The organism is Elioraea sp., from assembly GCF_022842375.1.
Lineage (GTDB): Bacteria > Pseudomonadota > Alphaproteobacteria > Acetobacterales > Acetobacteraceae > Elioraea_A.
In genome coordinates this window covers 110,886-128,330 of record NZ_JALHPR010000005.1, presented here as the reverse complement: position 1 = coordinate 128,330, position 17,445 = coordinate 110,886, and the positions used below count along the sequence as shown (strand labels likewise).

Genomic DNA, 17,445 nt, shown 5'->3' with positions numbered 1-17,445 from the left:
TCGCCAGCGGGCACAGCCTTGCCCTGGCAGACCAATTGCTTCACCACCAAGCGACACGGGATGGCAGGAGAATTCACCGTGGCACGGCCTGCTGAGACGGCAGGGCGCTGCGGCGCTGCCGGGCGAGCACTGGCTATCGCGTGTGCAGCGGCGGCAAAAAGAGAGGCAGTGGCCACGTGACCAAGGATGAGCTCCCCCCCGCGCTGATCGAGCGGTTCCGGGCCCTGCGCGCGGAACCCTCGACCGACGAGGGCAATGACCCCCATCGCCGCGCCAGGGTGGACAGAACGCGCGAGGAAGCGCTCGTGCAGGGCTCGGCGATCAGCGAGACGCTGGCCGCCGCCGCACCCGGCATCGCGGACCTCGCCGCGGCCGCCGCGGGGCGGGACCTGCGCCGGGCCGTCGTCGTCGGCTGCGGCGATTCGTGGATCGTCGGCACCGCCGTGCGCCTGGCGTGGGAGCGCTGCCTCGGGGTCCCGCTCGAACCCGCGCAGGCCTTCGACTGGGCGCACTACGCCGCTGTGACGGCCGATGCGGGCACGATCGTGTTCGGGCTGAGCGCGAGCGGCGCGACGCCGCCGGTGCAGGAGGCGCTGAACCAGGCGAAGGCACGCGGGGCGATGACGATCGGCCTCTCGAACACGCCCGACCGCCCGCTGCTGACCGACTACGACCATGGCTTCCTGATCAAGGCCACCCGCAAGGGCTGGCCGACGCAGTCGAGCACCGCAGCCGCCGCACTGCTGATCGCCATCGCGGCCGCCCTGGCAGCCTCGCGCGGGCGCGCTTCTGCCGCAGACCCGGCGCGGCAGGCGCTGGCAGCCCTGCCCGGCCTGATGGACGCGACCGCAGCGGCGACGGACGCTCCGATGGCGGCGCTGGCCGCCTCGCTCGCGCGGGTGCGCTACCTGCAATTCACCGGTGCCGGGCCGCATCTCGCCGCCGCTGCCTTCGGTGCCGCGAAGGTGCGTGAGCTTTCGCCGATCCACGCGGCAGCCATGCCACTCGAGGAGTATCACCACTACCGCTCCCAGAAGCCCGGCGACGTGCTGGTGATGGTCGCGCCCGATGCGGCGAGCCATGCGCGCGCGCTCGATACCGCGATCATGTCGCGCGGGTGCAGCGGCCGGCTCGTCGCCCTGCTGCCGGAAGGCGAGACCGAGATCGCGGCGCTCGCCGATGACGTGGTGCGCCTGCCTGTCGTACCCGACATCATCGCCCCGCTCATCCATGCCGTGCCGCTTCACCTGTTCGCCTATCATTTCGCGATCGCACGCTTCGCGCAGGGCCTCGGCTATCCCGGCGCGTTCCCCGAGGGCACGGCGGCGCCGTGAGCCCCGGCATCGTCGTCGCCGGAGGTTTCACGATCGACTGCGTCGTCGGTCTCGACGGCACGCTCGGGCTCAACGTCATGGGGGGCAATGCCGCCTACGCGGCCGCGGGCGCGCGGCTCTGGGCACCCTCAATCGGGCTGCTGGGCCGCATCCCCCAAGCCTACCCGAAGCCCTGGCTGTCGCGTCTTGCGGCGGCGGGGATGGACCTTCGCGGCATCGTCCCCGTTGCCGCCGCGATCGACGCGCCGGGCTGGCTCGTTCACCGCGCCGATGGATCGCGCCTCGATCATGTCGACGCGCCGGCGGCGATCCTCGATCGCCTCGGCCTGCCGCGCGACCGCCTGGACGCGGCAGGGATCGCCGCGCTCGAAGATGCGCTGCGCGCCACCCCTTCCACAGCACACTCCTACGGCGCCTTCCGCCGCGCCAACCCGGTGACGGAGGAGCAGGTCCCGCCGCATTTCCCTGCCGCGCGCGCCATCCACCTCGCGCCTGACCTGCCCGGCATGCAGGCGATGCTCGCGCGCATGTTCCGCGAAGGTGGTGCGCGCATCTCGCTCGATCCCGGCATGGGCCGCGCCGCCTGGGCGCCCGCGCGGGTCGATGAACTGCTCGCCCTCATCGATGTGTTCGCGCCGAGCGAGCGCGAGCTTGCCGCGCTGTTGCCAGGCCTGCCGGCAGAGGATGCGCTCGCGGCCCTCGCCTCGCGCAGCACGGCAACCCTGGTGGTCAAGCGTGGGCCCCGCGGCTGCCTTGTCTGGGACCGCGCAAAGGATACCCCGCTCGCCGTTCCTGCCGTTCCTGTCACGCCGCGCGACCCGACCGGGGCCGGCGACGCCTTCTGCGGCGGCTTCCTCGCTGCCTTCGCTGCGACCGGCGATGCCGTGCTCGCCGCCTGCTGCGGCAGTGTCTCTGCATCCTTCGCCGTCGAAGGCTTCGGGGTCGAGACCGTGCTCGACGCCGATCGCCCGGTCGCGGCGGATCGGCTCGCGGCACTGCTTGCCACACTCGGGATCGCACGTCCCCCCACACTCACCACTGCCGCAAGGGTCGCCGCATGACCGCGCATCCACTGTTCTCGGCGCCACCGCTGGTGATCGCTGCGCTGCACCTGCCTGCGCTCGGACCCGGCGGTGCGCGCGACATCGCTGAACTCGAGGACTACGTGCTCGCCAACGCGCGCGTGTTCCACGATGCCGGCATCCCGGCCGTCAAGATCCAGGACCAGACGCGCGTGCCGGCGGAGGCGACCGCAGAGACCATCGCCGTCACGGCGATGCTCGCCGCCCTCGTCCGCCGCAGCTTTCCTGGCCTTGCCGTCGGCATCATCGTGCAGGCACACGATGCCGCCGCGCCGCTCGCCATCGCCCACGCGGCCGGCGCGAGCTTCGTGCGGCTGAAGGTTTTCGCCGGAGCGGCCGTGACGGCAGAGGGAACGCGCCAGGCGCTCGGCCCAACGGCAACCGCCTATCGCGCCGCCCTGGGCCGGCCTGACATCGCCATCCTCGCCGATGTGCAGGACCGAACATCGGTTCCGCTCGGCGACGTGCCCGCGGAACGCGCAGCACTCTGGAACGAGGGGCTTGGCGCCGATGCGCTCGTGATCACCGGGTCGGACTTCGCCGACACCCTCGCGCGGATCGCAGTGGCACGCGCGGCAGGTACGAAGCGGCCGATCGTGATCGGCGGCAGCGTCGACGAAACGAATGTCGGCGCCGCACTCGGCACCGCAGACGGCGTGATCGTCTCGACATCGCTTCGCGCCAGGCAGGCGAAGGGCAACGTTCTCTGGGACGCGGCACGCTGCCGCGCCTTCATGGACGCAGCACGCAGCGCGAGGCCGGCGTGAGCGCCGCCAGCCAGCCCGCTGCGGCGTATCTCGGCATCACGCAGGTCGACAAGGCCTATGGCGCAGCCGTGGTGCTCGACGGGGTCGATCTCGCCGTCGACAAGGGCGAGTTCATCGCGCTGCTTGGCCCCTCCGGCTGCGGCAAGACGACGCTGCTGCGGATCATCGCCGGTCTCGTCCAGCCGGATGGGGGAACGGTGATACTCGCGGGCAAGGATGTGACTCGCCTGCCGCCGCACCGGCGCAACATCGGCGTCGTGTTCCAGAACTATGCGCTGTTTCCGCACCTCACCGTCGCGGAGAATGTCGGGTTCGGCCTTGCCGTCCGCCGCGTCGCGCGGGCGGACCGGGCGCCGCGCGTGGCCGAGGCCCTGCGACTGGTGCAGATGGAGGACTATGCCGCCCGGCGCATCAGCGCCCTCTCGGGCGGACAACAGCAGCGCGTGGCTCTCGCCCGCGCGCTTGCCTTCGCGCCGAGCCTGCTGCTGCTCGACGAGCCCCTCGCCGCGCTCGACCGCAAGCTGCGCGAGAGCGTGCAGGTCGAGCTTCGCCAGCTCATCCGACGCCTGGGCATCACGACAGTGTTCGTCACGCATGACCAGGAGGAGGCGCTGATCCTCGCCGACAGGATCGGCGTGATGAACCAGGGCAGGCTCGAGCAGCTCGCGGCACCACGCGAGCTCTATGCCAAGCCACGCAGCCGTTTCGTTCTCGATTTCGTCGGTCGGTCATGCCTGATCGCAGGCCGTGTCGTCGGAACAGCAGAGGGCCTGGTCTCTGTCGACACGGCGCACGGGCGCATCCAGGCACCTGGGTCATTCATGAGCGGTGCCGCGGTCGAGATCGGCCTCCGGCCCGAGGCGCTGCGCCTCGGGCGCGGATCGGATGGCGGCATGAACAGCATCACCGCGACCGTGACCGACCGGATCTTCCTCGGCTCCCGCCTCGTCATGACGCTGGCGGCAGGACCGGGTGAACGGCTGCTGGCAGAGCTCGATGCCGCCGACGCTGAGGCGGCGTCCGGCGAAACGGTCACGCTGTCATGGCCGGCAGTCGATACGCTCGTGTTCCCAGCCGGCGCTGCTGGCTGAACGCCCAGCTCAGTTGATCGTCGCGCCCGAGACCTCGACCACGCGCTTCCACTTCTCGAGCTCTCGGAGATGGAAGGCCTGCGCGACCTCCGGCGTCCCTCCAGCGGGCAGCGCACCGGCCTGGGCGAGGCGCTGGCGCACGTCGTCGCGCGCGAGTGCCTGGTCGATCTCGGCGGCGAAGCGCGCGAGGATGGCGGGCGGCGTTCCGGCGGGAGCGGCGAGCACCACCCATGAGCCGAGGTCGAACCCGGGAACGGCGCGTTCACCGATCGCGGGGACGTCGGGCAGGCCAGGCCAGCGCTGGCCCGACGTGACAGCCAGGATCCTGATCTGGTTGCCACCCATGTAGCTCAGCCAGGTCGGCAAGCCATCGATCACCATCTGCACGGTGCCGGCGATCAGCGCCTGTGCGGCCGGCGCGCCGCCCCGGAACGGCACATGCTCGATCTGGATGCCGGCCTGGCTGCGGAACATCTCGGTGATGAGATGGCCGGTCGATGCATTGCCGCCCGAGCCATAGTTGATCGTTCCCGGAGAGCGCTGGGCCAGCGCGATGAACTCCTCGATCGTCGTCGCCGGCACACCCGGGTGGACGACGAGGACCTGCGGGAAGCTCGCGACGTGCGACACCGCGACGAAATCGCGCCGCACGTCATACGGCAGGCGCTGGAACATGTGCGGGTTGATCGCGAGCGTCCCCGGGCTGCCGACGAGAAAGGTGTAGCCATCGGCAGGCGCGCGCGCGACGGCCTCGGTGCCGATATTGCCGCTGCCGCCCGTGCGGTTCTCCACCACCATGTTTTGTCCCGTGCGCTCCGCGACGGCAGCACCGACGATGCGGATCACCACGTCCGCCGCCCCGCCGGCGGCGAAGGGAAGCACAAGGCGCACCGGCCGCGTTGGCCATGGCTCGGCCTGCGCCAGCACCGGTGCGGGAGCAGCGCCGGCAAGGGCTGCCAGCGAAGCGGCGAGGATTGTGCGTCTCAACATGGGCTCTCTCCTGTGCAGCGCGTCGCTGCCGCTCAGCCGAAGCTGCGGTCCGATACGGGAAGGTCGGTCACGAACATGTGCCCGGGGGCGTGCGTGATCATTTCGGGAATGCCGCTTGCCTCCGCTGCGGCCTGGGCGGTGATGCCGCACGCCCAGAAGCAGGGCACGGTGCCGGGTGCGGGGTCGGGCCGCCGGCCCCAGTCGATCGCGGCGAGATCGGTGATGCCGACGCGTGATGGGTCGCCGATATGCACCGGCCCGCCATGGCAGAGCGGAAAGCGCGAGGTCAGCTCGATCACGCGGAGAAGCTGCGCCTCCGGCACCGGGCGATAGCTCAGCACCACCGGCCCCTGGAACACGCCCGCCGCGCGTGCCGCGAGGCTGGAGCGATACTGCGCGGGGAATGCATCCTCGCGCACGAGATGCGGGAACGCGATGCCGGCCTCGATCAGCACCTGGTCCATGGAGAGGTTGCAGCCGGTGAGGAACGCCACGTGATCGCTTCGCCATACGGCGCTGAGATCGGTGACACGTTCCGCAAGCACGCCGTTGCGATAGATGCAGAAGGCAGGGATGTCGGTGCGAAGGTCAGCGCCCGGTGCGGCGATCGGGGGCGAAGGATCCCCAGGATCGGTCACGTCGAGGAGGGGAAGCGAGCGTGGGTTGCGCTGGCAGAAGCGCATGAAGTCGAAGGCATGGCGCTCGGGCACGATCGTCACGTTCGCCTGGTGGAAGCCGAGCGCGAGGCGCTTGGTGTTGCCCGTCCACCGCCGTTCGCGGATCGCTTCGCGCACCGCGTGCGGCGGCGCCCGGCTCAGCGCCTCGCGGTCCAGCACGGGCGGCACCCCGTCCATCATCCGCAGAGGGCGACGAGGGTGTGGGCTACCGTGCGCGCCGTCGTCACAAGCTCATCGACATGCACGCGCTCATCGGGTGCGGGCCATTCGGGATAGCGCTTGATGTCGCCCGGCCCGAACTGGACGGAGGGGATGCCGGCGGCCTGAAGCACGTTGCCATCGCCGAAATTGCCGATGCGTTCGACGCCGCCCACCTGCGGCTCCTGCCCCGTGGCGTGGCGGTAGCCATCGATCATCGCGGCAACGAGGGGATGGTCGTTCTCGAGCGCCGTCGGCTCCATGAAGAATGGGTCGTTCGGCCCGTTCGCCGGCACGATCACCTCGCAGTCGAGAGCCGGATACTGCTCCTTCAGCCGGGCGACGACGGCCAGCGCGTCCTGCGTGACGCTTTCGAGCGTCATGCCTGGCACCGTGCGCACCTGGAACACGAGGTCGGCCGCCGTGCCGTAATGGTCCTTCGTCACGGCATCGTAGCGGATCATCGGGAAGCCCGGCAGCTGCGGGTGCGGGCGGAACCGCGCCCAGCCGTTGTGGGGCAGCGGCGTGAGGCTCGGCCCGAACGCGCCGATGAGAACGGCATGCTGCTCGATCGGGTTGAAGTAGCCGGCCCGCGCCTCCTCTGTGAAGCGGAAGAACAGGCCCGGCGTGCGCGTGCGGAGGCGCACGCGAACGGAGCCGACGATGACGGAGCCGATCGTGTTGGCGGAGTGTTCGAGGTTGATGCAGTAATCCGCCGTCACGCCCTGCTTGACCAGGGTGCGCGTGCCGGTTCCGCCCACCTTGTGGGCAGCGACGGGGCAGAACAGCACATCGCCGCGCAACGCGATGCCGGCGCGCTGGATGGCGAGGATGGCGCAGAAGGCAGCGGCAAGCCCGCCCTTGTCATCCTGCGCGCCGAGGCCCCAGATCCATCCGTTCTCGAAATGTGCGGAATGCGGATCGACCGTCCAGCCGGGCATCAGCACGTTCACGTCGAGATGCCCGTTGACCATCACCGTCGGCCCGCCGCCTGTACCCGCGAGGCGCCCGATCGCCTGGCGCGTCACGCGGCCTTCCTGCAGCGGGTGGTGCACGTCCATCTCGGTGATCGCGAAGCCTACCTCGCGCATCCGCGCGGTCATGAAGGCAGCGACCGCCGCCTCCTCGAAATGCTGGCTCGGGATCGCGATCATGCTGCGCAGGAGGTCGACCATCCCGTCCGTGTCGATCGCCGCACGCGCGCGCGCCGACATCGCCCCGACGTCCATCCCGTCCCCCTTGACCGTGTTCATCGCGCAATGTTCAGTGATTTCCGTCGCGCTGTGAAGTGCCGGCGGAGCAACACTCTGGGCAGCAAGTCGGGGAGAGTGCGGATGCGACAGCGTGTGATGGCAGCACTCATCGGCCTCGCGGCGGTGCTCGCGCCCGGCGCCGCGCCGGTGCAGGCCCAGGTGCAGGCCCAGGGCTTCCCGACGCAACCGCTGCGCATCATCGTTCCCTTCGCACCGGGCGGCGCACCCGACATCGTCGCCCGCCTGCTCGCGGAGCAGGCTGCACCGATGCTCGGCCAGCCCGTGCAGGTCGAGAACCGCACCGGCGCCGGCGGCAACATCGGCATGCAGGCTGGCGCACGGGCCACGCCCGATGGCCATACCATCCTGATGTGCACGCTCGGCTGCGCATCGAACGTGTTCCTGATCGACAACCTGGGCTGGAACCCGCGCACCGACATCCGCCCGGTGATCATGGCCGGCATCGTTCCCAACGTGCTCGTCATCGGCCCGAGCGTCGATGCCACCTCCGTCGCGGCCTTCCTGGCGCTGGCCCGCGCGACGCCGGGGCGGTTGACGATGGCGTCCTCCGGTGTCGGCTCCGCCTCGCACCTCGCGGGCGAGATGTTCAAGGCGATGGCCGATGTGCGGATCGAGCACGTGCCGTATCGCGGCTCCACCGCCGCGCTGCCCGACATCATCGGCGGCAGGGTCGATTCCATGATCGTCAGCGTGCCGGAGGCACTCGCGCACATCCAGGGCGGCCGCCTCAAGGCGCTTGGCGTAAGCTCGGCCGAGCGCTCGACGGCACTGCCGGACGTGCCGACCATCGCCGAGGCCGGCGTGCCCGGATACGGCGCCGTCGCGTGGTCGGCGCTCGTGGTCCCGGCAGCAACGCCGGATGCCGTCGTCGCGCGGCTCAATACGGTGTTCGGTGCGGCGCTCAATGCCCCCTCGGTCCGGGCGAAGTTCGCCGAACTCAGCATCCAGGCAGCCCCGGGAACCCCCGACGACCTGGCCCGGTTCATGGCAGGCGAGATGCAGGCCTGGGGCAGGCTGATCCAGGAGCGCGGCATCAAGGCGAATTGACCGCTCCCCCGGAAAGGGAGCAATCGCAGGCTTGACCTTCCCATCATGGGAAGCCTCATCTGTTCTCGCGGTCCTTGAACGATCGTGGAGAGCGCCGTGAACGCCATTGCACAGATCCGTGACGCGACGCGGCGCGACAGCGTCGACCTCACAATTACGGGAATGACCTGCGCCTCCTGCGTCGGCCGCGCCGAACGGGCCCTGCGGGCGGTCGAGGGCGTGTCGGACGCGATCGTCAATCTCGCGACCGAGCGTGCGACCGTCACCTTCCCCGCGGGCCGCGTCGCGCCCACTGCCCTCGTCGCCGCCGTCGAGCGGGCGGGGTACGGCGCCGCACCGATCGTCTCGCCGGAGAAAGCATCCGACGAGGCGGATGAGCGGCACGCAGCGGAGATGGCGGCGCTGACGCGCTCGCTCATCATCGCAGCCGTGCTCACGCTGCCGGTGTTCGTGCTCGCGATGGGCGCCCATCTCGTGCCGGCGGTCCATCACCTCATCGGCGAGACGATCGGCGAGCAGGCGAACCGGCTGATCCAACTCACGCTCACGACGATCGTGCTGCTTGGCCCCGGTCGGCGATTCTTCAGCATTGGCATCCCGGCCCTGCTGCACGGCGCGCCCGACATGAACTCCCTCGTCGCCGTCGGCACGGGCGCGGCCTATGGGTTCTCCGTGGTCGCCACGCTCGCCCCCTCCATTTTGCCAGAGGGAACGGCGCATGTCTGGTTCGAGGCGGCCGCCGTGATCGTGACGCTGATCCTGCTCGGCCGCCTGCTCGAGGCACGCGCGAAGGGGCGGACATCTGCGGCGATCAGGCGGCTCGTGGCGTTGCAGCCGCACACCGCGCGTGTCCGCCGCGACGGCATCGTGGCTGATCTGCCGATCGCTGACGTGCAGCGTGGCGACATCGTCGAGGTGAGGCCTGGCGAGCGCATCGCGGTCGATGGCCAGGTGATCGAGGGGGAGAGCTTCGTCGACGAGGCGATGATCACCGGCGAACCGATCCCGGCGGCGAAGGGGCCAGGGGCGGCGGTGGTCGGCGGCACGGTGAACCAGAGTGGCGCGTTCTCGTTCCGCGCCACCAAGGTGGGCGCCGACATGCTGCTGGCGCAGATCATCCGGATGGTCGGTGACGCACAGGCGTCGAAGCTGCCGATCCAGGCGATGGTCGATCGCGTGACGCTGTGGTTCGTTCCTGCCGTCATGGCAATGTCAGCCGCAACCTTCGTGCTGTGGCTCGTGCTCGGGCCGGAGGGTGGGTTCGCGCTCGCGCTCGTCAACGCCATCGCCGTTCTCATCATCGCCTGCCCCTGTGCGATGGGCCTCGCGACGCCCACCTCGATCATGGTCGGCACAGGGCGGGCGGCAGAGGCTGGCGTGCTGTTCCGCAAGGGCGAGGCGCTGCAGGCGCTGAAGGATGCGCGCATCATCGCACTCGACAAGACCGGCACGCTCACAAAGGGCCATCCGGAGATGACCAACCTGATCCTCGCCGATGGCATCGTGCGTGAAGCGCTGCTGGCCCAGGTGGCGGCGGTCGAGGCCCGATCGGAGCACCCGATCGCCAAGGCCATCCTTGCCGCAGCCCGCGAGAGCGGCATCACCGTGCCCAATGCCACCGCCGTCACCGCGCTCCCCGGCATGGGCGTACGCGGCATGGTTGGGGAAGCGCGCGTCGAGATCGGCACGGCGCGGTTCATGGCGAGCGTGGGCGTGGAACTTGGCGATCTCGGCGCGGAGGCGGAGCGTCTCGCCGATGCTGGGCGCACGACGCTCTACGCCGCGGTCGACGGCAGGCTCGCTGCCGTGATCGCGGTGGCGGACGCGGTGAAGCCAACGACGCGCGCGGCCATCGATGCGATGCGCGGCCTCGGCCTCACCGTCGCAATGATCACCGGCGACAATGCGCGCACAGCAGGGGCGATCGCGCGGGAGCTCGGCATCGACACCGTGGTGGCCGAGGTACTGCCTGGCGGCAAGGTCGACGCCTTGCAGGGCTTGCGCGACCGCCACGGCGCGATCGCCTTCGTGGGTGACGGCATCAACGATGCGCCGGCGCTTGCGGCAGCCGATGTCGGCATCGCGATCGGCACGGGAACCGACATTGCCATCGCGGCAGCCGACGTGGTGCTGATCTCGGGCGATCTCGCCGGTGTCGTCACCGCCGTCGCGCTGTCGCAGGCAACGATCCGCAACATCCGCGAGAACCTGTTCTGGGCTTTCGCCTACAACGCAGCCCTGATCCCGGTTGCCGCAGGCATCCTCTATCCACTCTGGGGCGTGCTGCTGTCACCGATGCTGGCCGCGGCCGCGATGGCGCTGTCGAGCGTGTTCGTCGTCGCCAATGCGCTCAGGCTTCGCCGCGTGCGCCTTGGCGCTGCGTGAGGGGGTGGCAGGAATGGCGATGACGATCGGCGAGGCTGCGGCAGCATCAGGCGTCTCGGCGAAGATGATCCGCTACTACGAGACGACGGGGCTGATCGCCAGGGCGACGCGCTCGGGTGCGGGTTACCGTCACTACACGGAAGCGGATGTGCACACGCTCCGCTTCATCCGCCGCGCCCGCGACCTCGGCTTCACAACGGATGCGATCGCCGAGCTTCTCGCGCTGTGGCATGACCGTTCCCGCCACAGCGCCGATGTGAAAGAGATCGCGCTCGGGCATGTCGCAGCGCTGCGCGGTCGCATCGCGGCCCTCGAGGCGATGGCAGCGACCCTCGCGGCACTCGCCACGCATTGCCACGGCGACCAGCGTCCCGATTGCCCGATCCTGCTGGACCTTGCAGAAAGCGGGACACAGCCTCACGACACCACGCGACACGAGGAAGGAGCAGCGACGATGACGCGGGACATGCCGGCACGCAGGCGCGCACAGCGCAGCACGGCGCGATGACGGAGCGAACAGTGCCGGACCGACAGCCACGGGAAATCCGCCTCAACGCGTTCGACATGGCGACGCCGGGGCACATCCAGCAGGGGATGTGGACGCACCCACGCGACAACAGCCGCGGCTACACGACGATCGGCCACTGGACCGACCTTGCGCGCAGGCTCGAACGCGGGCTGTTCGACGGGCTGTTCCTCGCCGATGTGCTTGGCGTCTACGATGTCCATGGCGGGAACCGCGATGCGGCGCTCAGCGGCGGCGTGCAGGTGCCGTTGCTCGACCCGATGCTCACCATTCCTGCGATGGCGGCGGTCACGACAGAGCTCGGCTTCGGCGTCACCTCGAACACCGCCTACGAACCGCCTTACCTGTTCGCGCGGCGGATGAGCACGCTCGACCATCTCACTGCCGGTCGCGTCGGCTGGAACATCGTCACCGGCTATCTCGACAGCGCTGCCCGCGCGCTCGGCTATGACGGACAGATGCAGCACGACGATCGCTACGACCTTGCCGATGAGTACATGGAGGCGGTGTACGCGCTGTGGGAAGGCAGCTGGGCGGACGATGCCGTTCGGCGCGATGCCGCGGGGAATGGCTACACGGACCCAACCCGCGTGCGCGCGGTCGTGCATGAGGGCCGGCAGTATCGGATCAACGCGATCCACCTCTGCGAACCGTCACTGCAACGAACGCCGGTGCTCTACCAGGCCGGCGCGAGCGATCGTGGCCGGCGCTTCGCCGCGACCCATGCCGAATGCGTGTTCGTCAACGGCAGCAAGCCCTCCGTCGTGCGCGCACTGGTCGATGACCTCAGGGCGCGCGCGGCACCACGCCAGATCCTCGTCTTCGTCGGCGCGACCGTGGTCGTCGGCCGGACGGAGCGGGAGGCACAGAGCCTGCTCGCCGACTACGCGGCGCATGCGAGCGCGGAGGCCACGCTCGCCCACGCCTCGGCATCGCTGGGCATCGACTTCGCCCGCTACGGGATGGATGAGCCGATCGCGGCCGCGCCGACGCAGGCGATCCGCTCGAACGTCGATGCGATGGTGAAGGTCGCCGGGCCTGCCTGGACCAAGCGGACGCTGCTCGCGCAATCCGTGCTCGGCAGCCGCCAGCCGCCCATCGTCGGCGATCCGCACCAGGTTGCCGATGCGCTTCAGGCCTGGGTGGATGAGGCCAACGTCGATGGCTTCAACCTGTCGCGCACGGTGATGCCGGAATGCCTGGAGGCCTTCATCGCCCTCGTGGTGCCCGTGCTCCAGGAGCGTGGTGTATACAAATCGTCATACGCCGAAGGCAGCTATCGGGAGAAGCTGTTCCGCGCGGGCCCTCGCCTGCCCGAGAGCCACGTCGCGGCAAGGCACCGACACTGGCCGTAGTCAGCGCGCCGACGCTTTCGCGAGCAACGCCGCAACAGCAGCACGCCGCGTTACGCCGAGGTGTCGCAGCACGGCTGTAACGTGCAGTTTAGCAGTGCCCTCGGTGATGCCCAGCCGAAGGCCGATGTCACGATTCGACAGCCCCTCTGCCAGCAGCGCCGCGACAGCGCGCCGCCGCGGCGACAGCGCAGCGATCAGAGGAGCAAGCGCGAGTGGCGGGGCCGGCTGATCGGCCGGGATGCTGGCGAGGAGCGATCGCAGGCGCTCGGCCGCCTCCTTGCCCCGCCGCGTCCTCACCTCGCCGGCCAGCACGCGGGCTGCATCGGCGATCGCGCCGATGAGGTCTGGTTCCAGAGGCGGGCCGGGTCGGAACGATCGCGCCTCGGCCGCGCGCGCAAGCGCCACCGCCCGCTCGAGTGCTGCGGTCGCCTCTCGCCGTTCTGTCACGTCAAGCGCGATCCCATCCCACGCGATCGTCCCATCCGCCAGGCAGGCCGGCTGGCTCATGCTGCGCACCCATCGCACACCGCCATCGGGCGTCAGCACGCGCACCTCCTCATCGAACGGTGACAGCTCGTCAGCCGAACGATGCAGTGCAGCGACGAAGCGCTCACGGTCGTCGGGATGGATCCACTCGTGCTCGGCCGGGCGCTGCGCGACGATGGCAGCGACGTCGAGCCCGAAGCTCTGCCGCAGATGTGGGCTGGCATAGGTGTAGCGGAACGTTCCGTCCGGCAATCGAAGCCGGCGCATGGCGTGGCCGGGAAACAGCGCGCCGACATGCTCGAGCACCGAGTGGAGATTGGGGCGGGCGGGGGGGCGGTTAGCGGCTTGCATCGGTTCATGATATGCACTTTAGCATATTTGCGCCAGTCCGCTGAAATTGCTGCGCCGCACGGCAACAGCGTTGACATGGGTCCTCCAAAACCTGTCATGTACTCGGGGAAAGAAATGATTCCGGGGACCTATGATATGCCTTTCGCCATATCAATTTGTGACAGCCGATGCGCAAGCTGATCATCGAGGCGCGCGTGAACGAGTACATGCTGCGCGAGCAGGGCAACCCGCACGTGCCGTACACGCCGGAGGAGATCGCCCGCGATGCCGTCGCCTGCCGCGATGCGGGTGCCTCCATCCTGCACTTCCACGCCCGCAAGCCGGACGGCGCGCCCGACCATGAGGCCGCGAGCTACGCCGAGACGGTTCGCCGCATCCGCGCGGCATCCGACATCCTGGTGCACCCGACGCTCGGGTACGTGACGCTCGACGCCACGCCCGAAGCGCGGCTCGCGCACGTGATCGCGATGGCCAAGGACCCCGCAACCGCGCCGCATTTCGCGCCGATGGACATGGGCTCGGTCAACGTCGATCGCTACAACGCCCAGGGACGCCGCTTCGAGACGACCGAGCTCGTCTACCGGAACTCGACCGGCACGTTGATGCATTTCGCCAAGGAAATCCGTGGTGCGGGGCTGAAGCCCTACCTCGTCTCGTGGACCGTCGGGTTCACGCGCTATGTCGGCGCCTTCATGGAGATGGGCCTGCTCGACGAGCCCGGCTTCCTCTGCCTCTGCCTGACCGACAACACCTTCCTCGGCGGCCACCCCGGCACGCTGCGCGGCCTCCAGGCGCATCTCGATTTCCTGCCCGAAGGCCGGCACATCGAATGGACGGTGGTGAATTTCGGCGGAAACCTTTTCGCGCTTGCCGCTGCCATCATCGCCCAGGGCGGCCACATCGCCATCGGCCTCGGCGACTACACCTACAGCGAGCTCGGCCAGCCAACGAACGCCGACCTGATCCGCCGCATCGGCGAGATCGCACGCGACCTCGGCCGCGAGGTCGCCACACCCGAAGAGGCGCGCGCCATCCTCGGCATGCGCTGATCGCAACACCGACACGTGGGAGACGTCACAATGCTCAAGCGCCGCACGCTGCTCGCCGCAGCACCCGCAACCCTCGCCCTGCCCTATGTCGCGCCACCGGCGCTGGCCCAGGGCACCACGCTCAGGATGCAGCACTTCCTCGGCACGAACTCGGCGCTGCACATCGTCGCCACCCAGTTCGCCGAGGATGTGCGCGCGGCAACCGGTGGGCGCGTGACGATCTCGGTCCTGCCCGGCGGCGCTGTCGTTGCGCCAACGGAACTGCTCGACACCGTGCGCAACGGCATCCTCGATGGCCAGTTCGCCGCCCCGTCGTGGTTCGCCAGCAAGGATGCTGGCTTCGTCATCCTCGGCGACACGGGCGCCACCTTCCCGTCAGTGGATGCCCGCGACCGGTGGTTCAGCGAGGGCAGTGGCGTCGAGCTCGGCCGCGCCCTCTATGACCGCTTCGGCCTGTATTATGTCGACCAGTTCTACTGGCCGGGCGAGCACATCCCCTCGCGCCGCGCGCTGAATACGGTGGAGGACCTCAGGGGGCTGAAGGTGCGCTGCCCGCCCGGGATGATCGCCGAGGTGTTCGGGCGTGCAGGCGCATCAGTGGTGAACCTGCCGCTGCCGGAGCTGTTCAACGCGCTGCAATCCGGCGTGGTCGACGCAGCGGACCAGGCGAACCCCGGGCTCAACTTCGCCGTCGGCCTCTACCGCTACGCGCGGTTCAGCGTCGCGGCCAACCACTCGATGCCGACCTGCGAGGTCTCCTTCTCCAAGCGGCGCTGGGACGGGCTTCCGGCCGACGCGCGCCAGGCGATCGGCGCGGCGGTGAAGAAGATGTCGGCCGCGCACAAGGCAGCGATCGAGCGCGACGATGCGGAGGCGCTCGCGAAGATGCGGGCCGATGGCATCACCATCATCGAGTGGCCCACCGCCGAGATCGACAAGCTCGCCGCGATCGCCGCCGCGGTGCAGGACACCTACGCGCCGCGCAGCCCGCAGGCGAAGCAGATTCTCGACAGTCTCCGGGCGTTCCGCGCGCGCGCATGATCGATCGCGCAACGCTCGCGATCGGGCGGGCGGCGGCTTGGGTGTTCCTCGCCGCCGTCGCCGTGACCGTTTGGGAGGTGACGGCCCGCTACCTGTTCGGCGCGCCGACGCGCTGGGCCCATGAGACGACCACCACGCTCTGTGCAGTCGGCTTCGCTCTCGGCGGTGCCTACGCCTTCGTGCGGAATGAGCATATCCGCATCACCGTGCTGGTCGATCGCCTGCCAGCGCGCGGAAGGGCGGCGTGCGAGGTGATCGCGCTCGTGGTTGGCGTGATCTACCTCGCCGGGCTGTTCCACGCGGCACTCGGCCAGGCGATCGAGGCGGTGTGGCGGTTCGAGGCAGGGTCGTGGGCACCCGAGTTGACGGCCGGTCCGCCCAACTGGCCGCTGCCGGCCATCGTGCGGACAGGGCTCGCCGTGGGCGCGTTCCTGTTCCTCCTCGTGGTCGCCCAGCGCCTGGTGCGGCGGCGCTGAATGCCACCGATCGAGCTCGTCACGCTGCTGATCATCGGCGGCATCCTCGTCACGTTGCTGATCGGCGTTCCGCTCGCCTTCTCCTCGGGCGCGATCGCCGTTGCGCTGACGCTCTGGATCTTCGGGCCCGATGCGCTGATGCTGCTGTCATCGCGCACCTACTCGTTCCTCGACAGCTACGTTCTCGTCAGCGTGCCGCTGTTCGTGCTGATGGCCTCGATCCTGGAGCGCAGCGGGCTGGCGCGGGATCTCTACACCGCCTTCTCCGTCTGGGCAGGCCGGCTGCGCGGCGGGATCGCTGCGATGACGACGATGGTGGGCGTGGTGCTCGCCGCCACGGTCGGCGTGATCGGCGGCGAGATCGTCGTGCTCGGTCTCGTCGCCCTCCCACAGCTCCTCCGCCTCGGCTACCAGCGGCGGCTCGCCATCGGCACCGTCTGCTCGGCCGGGTCGCTCGGTACGATGATCCCGCCCTCGATCATCCTCGTGTTCTACGGTCTCACGGCCAACGTTCCGATCGGCGACCTCTTCCTCGCGACGCTGGTGCCCGGGCTCCTGCTCGCCTCGCTCTACATCGGCTACATCCTCACGCGCTGCGCCCTCGACCCCACACTCGGCCCGCTGCCGCCGCCCGAGATCCTCGACATGCCGATGCGGGAGAAGATCGCCCTGCTCAGGGGCGTCGCCCTTCCGCTGTTCGTTGCCTTCACGGTGCTCGGGTCGATCTATCTTGGCATCGCGTCAGTCACGGAGAGTGCCGGGATGGGCGTTGCCGGAACGCTGATCGCCTGCCTGATCCGTGGGGAGCTTCGCCTGTCGCTGCTGCGCGAGGCGGTGCTGCAGACGATGTCGACCTGCGGCGTCGTGCTCTGGCTCGTGCTCGGCACGAATGCGCTGATCGGCGTCTACAACCTCGTCGGCGGCATCGCCTACGCCACGGCGCTGTTCCGGTCGATCCCGTTGCCGCCGCTCGGCATCGTTCTCGTGATGGTCGGCGTCTGGATCCTGCTCGGCATGTTCCTCGACTGGATCGGCATCATGCTGCTCACCATGCCGATCTTCGTGCCGACGATCACCGCGCTCGGGTTCGATCCGCTGTGGTTCGGCATCCTGTTCAACATCGCGATGCAGATCGCGTACCTGACGCCACCCTTCGCGCCGGCTGCGTTTTATCTCAAGGGAGTCGCACCGCCCGACATGTCGCTCGAGGAGATCTTCGGCGCGATGTGGCCCTTCGTCGGCCTCCAGGTGGTCGGCCTCGCGCTGGTCATTGCCTTCCCCCAACTCGCACTCTGGCTTCCGAAGGGGCTCTGAGC

At 69.5% G+C, this 17,445-nt stretch carries 16 protein-coding genes; 12 read left to right on the top strand and 4 right to left on the bottom strand.

Translation table 11 applies throughout. The annotated features are described in order from the left end of the window. The first annotated feature begins 176 nt into the window (after positions 1-176). From Q0C38_RS06650 to Q0C38_RS06635, 4 genes are read left to right on the top strand one after another with little or no spacing between them, the layout of a single operon-like run. Positions 177-1,334: an SIS domain-containing protein gene (locus Q0C38_RS06650; protein ID WP_291296286.1), complete on the top strand. Its 1,158-nt coding sequence runs from the start codon at positions 177-179 to the stop codon at positions 1,332-1,334. Beyond that, positions 1,331-2,395, top strand: coding sequence for a carbohydrate kinase family protein (locus tag Q0C38_RS06645; protein WP_291296285.1), 1,065 nt, complete (start codon positions 1,331-1,333; stop codon positions 2,393-2,395). Before Q0C38_RS06650 ends, Q0C38_RS06645 begins: the two co-directional genes overlap by 4 nt. Next, on the top strand, positions 2,392-3,183 hold the full coding sequence (locus tag Q0C38_RS06640) for a BtpA/SgcQ family protein (protein WP_291296284.1): 792 nt from the start codon (positions 2,392-2,394) through the stop codon (positions 3,181-3,183). Before Q0C38_RS06645 ends, Q0C38_RS06640 begins: the two co-directional genes overlap by 4 nt. Continuing rightward, positions 3,180-4,274 (top strand): ABC transporter ATP-binding protein, encoded by a 1,095-nt coding sequence (locus Q0C38_RS06635; RefSeq protein WP_291296283.1) that lies wholly within the window; start codon positions 3,180-3,182, stop codon positions 4,272-4,274. The genes Q0C38_RS06640 and Q0C38_RS06635 overlap by 4 nt, the downstream gene beginning before the upstream one ends. 9 nt (positions 4,275-4,283) lie before the next feature. On the opposite strand, the gene Q0C38_RS06630 is transcribed toward Q0C38_RS06635, so the two are convergent. The 3 genes from Q0C38_RS06630 to Q0C38_RS06620 are packed head-to-tail and all read right to left on the bottom strand — an operon-like array spanning position 4,284 to position 7,392. Continuing rightward, positions 4,284-5,264 carry a tripartite tricarboxylate transporter substrate binding protein gene (locus Q0C38_RS06630; RefSeq protein ID WP_291296282.1) on the bottom strand — a complete coding sequence of 327 codons (981 nt, stop codon included), beginning with the start codon at positions 5,262-5,264 and terminating at the stop codon, positions 4,284-4,286. A gap of 32 nt (positions 5,265-5,296) precedes the next feature. Continuing rightward, positions 5,297-6,118 carry a D-glutamate cyclase family protein gene (locus Q0C38_RS06625; protein WP_291296281.1) on the bottom strand — a complete coding sequence of 274 codons (822 nt, stop codon included), beginning with the start codon at positions 6,116-6,118 and terminating at the stop codon, positions 5,297-5,299. Beyond that, positions 6,118-7,392, bottom strand: a complete 1,275-nt coding sequence (locus tag Q0C38_RS06620; RefSeq protein WP_291296280.1) for a M20 family metallopeptidase — start codon at positions 7,390-7,392, stop codon at positions 6,118-6,120. Before Q0C38_RS06620 ends, Q0C38_RS06625 begins: the two co-directional genes overlap by 1 nt. A gap of 81 nt (positions 7,393-7,473) precedes the next feature. On the opposite strand from Q0C38_RS06620, the gene Q0C38_RS06615 reads away from it, so the two are divergent. From Q0C38_RS06615 to Q0C38_RS06600, 4 genes are all read left to right on the top strand, one after another. Then, positions 7,474-8,460, top strand: coding sequence for a tripartite tricarboxylate transporter substrate binding protein (locus Q0C38_RS06615; RefSeq protein WP_291296279.1), 987 nt, complete (start codon positions 7,474-7,476; stop codon positions 8,458-8,460). 96 nt (positions 8,461-8,556) lie between these two features. Then, positions 8,557-10,845 (top strand): heavy metal translocating P-type ATPase, encoded by a 2,289-nt coding sequence (locus Q0C38_RS06610; protein WP_291296278.1) that lies wholly within the window; start codon positions 8,557-8,559, stop codon positions 10,843-10,845. 19 nt (positions 10,846-10,864) lie between these two features. Further along, positions 10,865-11,353 (top strand): Cu(I)-responsive transcriptional regulator, encoded by a 489-nt coding sequence (cueR, locus tag Q0C38_RS06605; protein WP_291296380.1) that lies wholly within the window; start codon positions 10,865-10,867, stop codon positions 11,351-11,353. Beyond that, positions 11,350-12,726, top strand: coding sequence for an LLM class flavin-dependent oxidoreductase (locus tag Q0C38_RS06600; protein WP_291296277.1), 1,377 nt, complete (start codon positions 11,350-11,352; stop codon positions 12,724-12,726). The genes cueR and Q0C38_RS06600 overlap by 4 nt, the downstream gene beginning before the upstream one ends. Here the strand turns inward: Q0C38_RS06600 and Q0C38_RS06595 are convergent, their stop codons facing one another. Then, on the bottom strand, positions 12,727-13,563 hold the full coding sequence (locus Q0C38_RS06595; RefSeq protein ID WP_291296276.1) for a PAS domain-containing protein: 837 nt from the start codon (positions 13,561-13,563) through the stop codon (positions 12,727-12,729). It abuts the gene before it with no gap. Positions 13,564-13,730: 167 nt separating this feature from the next. Here Q0C38_RS06595 and Q0C38_RS06590 point away from each other — a divergent pair, with 167 nt between their 5' ends. From Q0C38_RS06590 to Q0C38_RS06575, 4 genes are read left to right on the top strand one after another with little or no spacing between them, the layout of a single operon-like run. Then, the gene (locus Q0C38_RS06590) at positions 13,731-14,612 is read left to right on the top strand and encodes a 3-keto-5-aminohexanoate cleavage protein (protein WP_291296275.1); all 882 of its coding nucleotides are present in this window, start codon (positions 13,731-13,733) and stop codon (positions 14,610-14,612) included. A gap of 30 nt (positions 14,613-14,642) precedes the next feature. Continuing rightward, on the top strand, positions 14,643-15,653 hold the full coding sequence (dctP, locus tag Q0C38_RS06585; protein ID WP_291296274.1) for a TRAP transporter substrate-binding protein DctP: 1,011 nt from the start codon (positions 14,643-14,645) through the stop codon (positions 15,651-15,653). Then, positions 15,650-16,129, top strand: coding sequence for a TRAP transporter small permease subunit (locus Q0C38_RS06580; RefSeq protein ID WP_291296273.1), 480 nt, complete (start codon positions 15,650-15,652; stop codon positions 16,127-16,129). Before dctP ends, Q0C38_RS06580 begins: the two co-directional genes overlap by 4 nt. Continuing rightward, complete coding sequence (locus tag Q0C38_RS06575) at positions 16,130-17,443, top strand: TRAP transporter large permease subunit (RefSeq protein ID WP_291296272.1); 1,314 nt, start codon at positions 16,130-16,132, stop codon at positions 17,441-17,443. Positions 17,444-17,445: the final 2 nt, after the last annotated feature.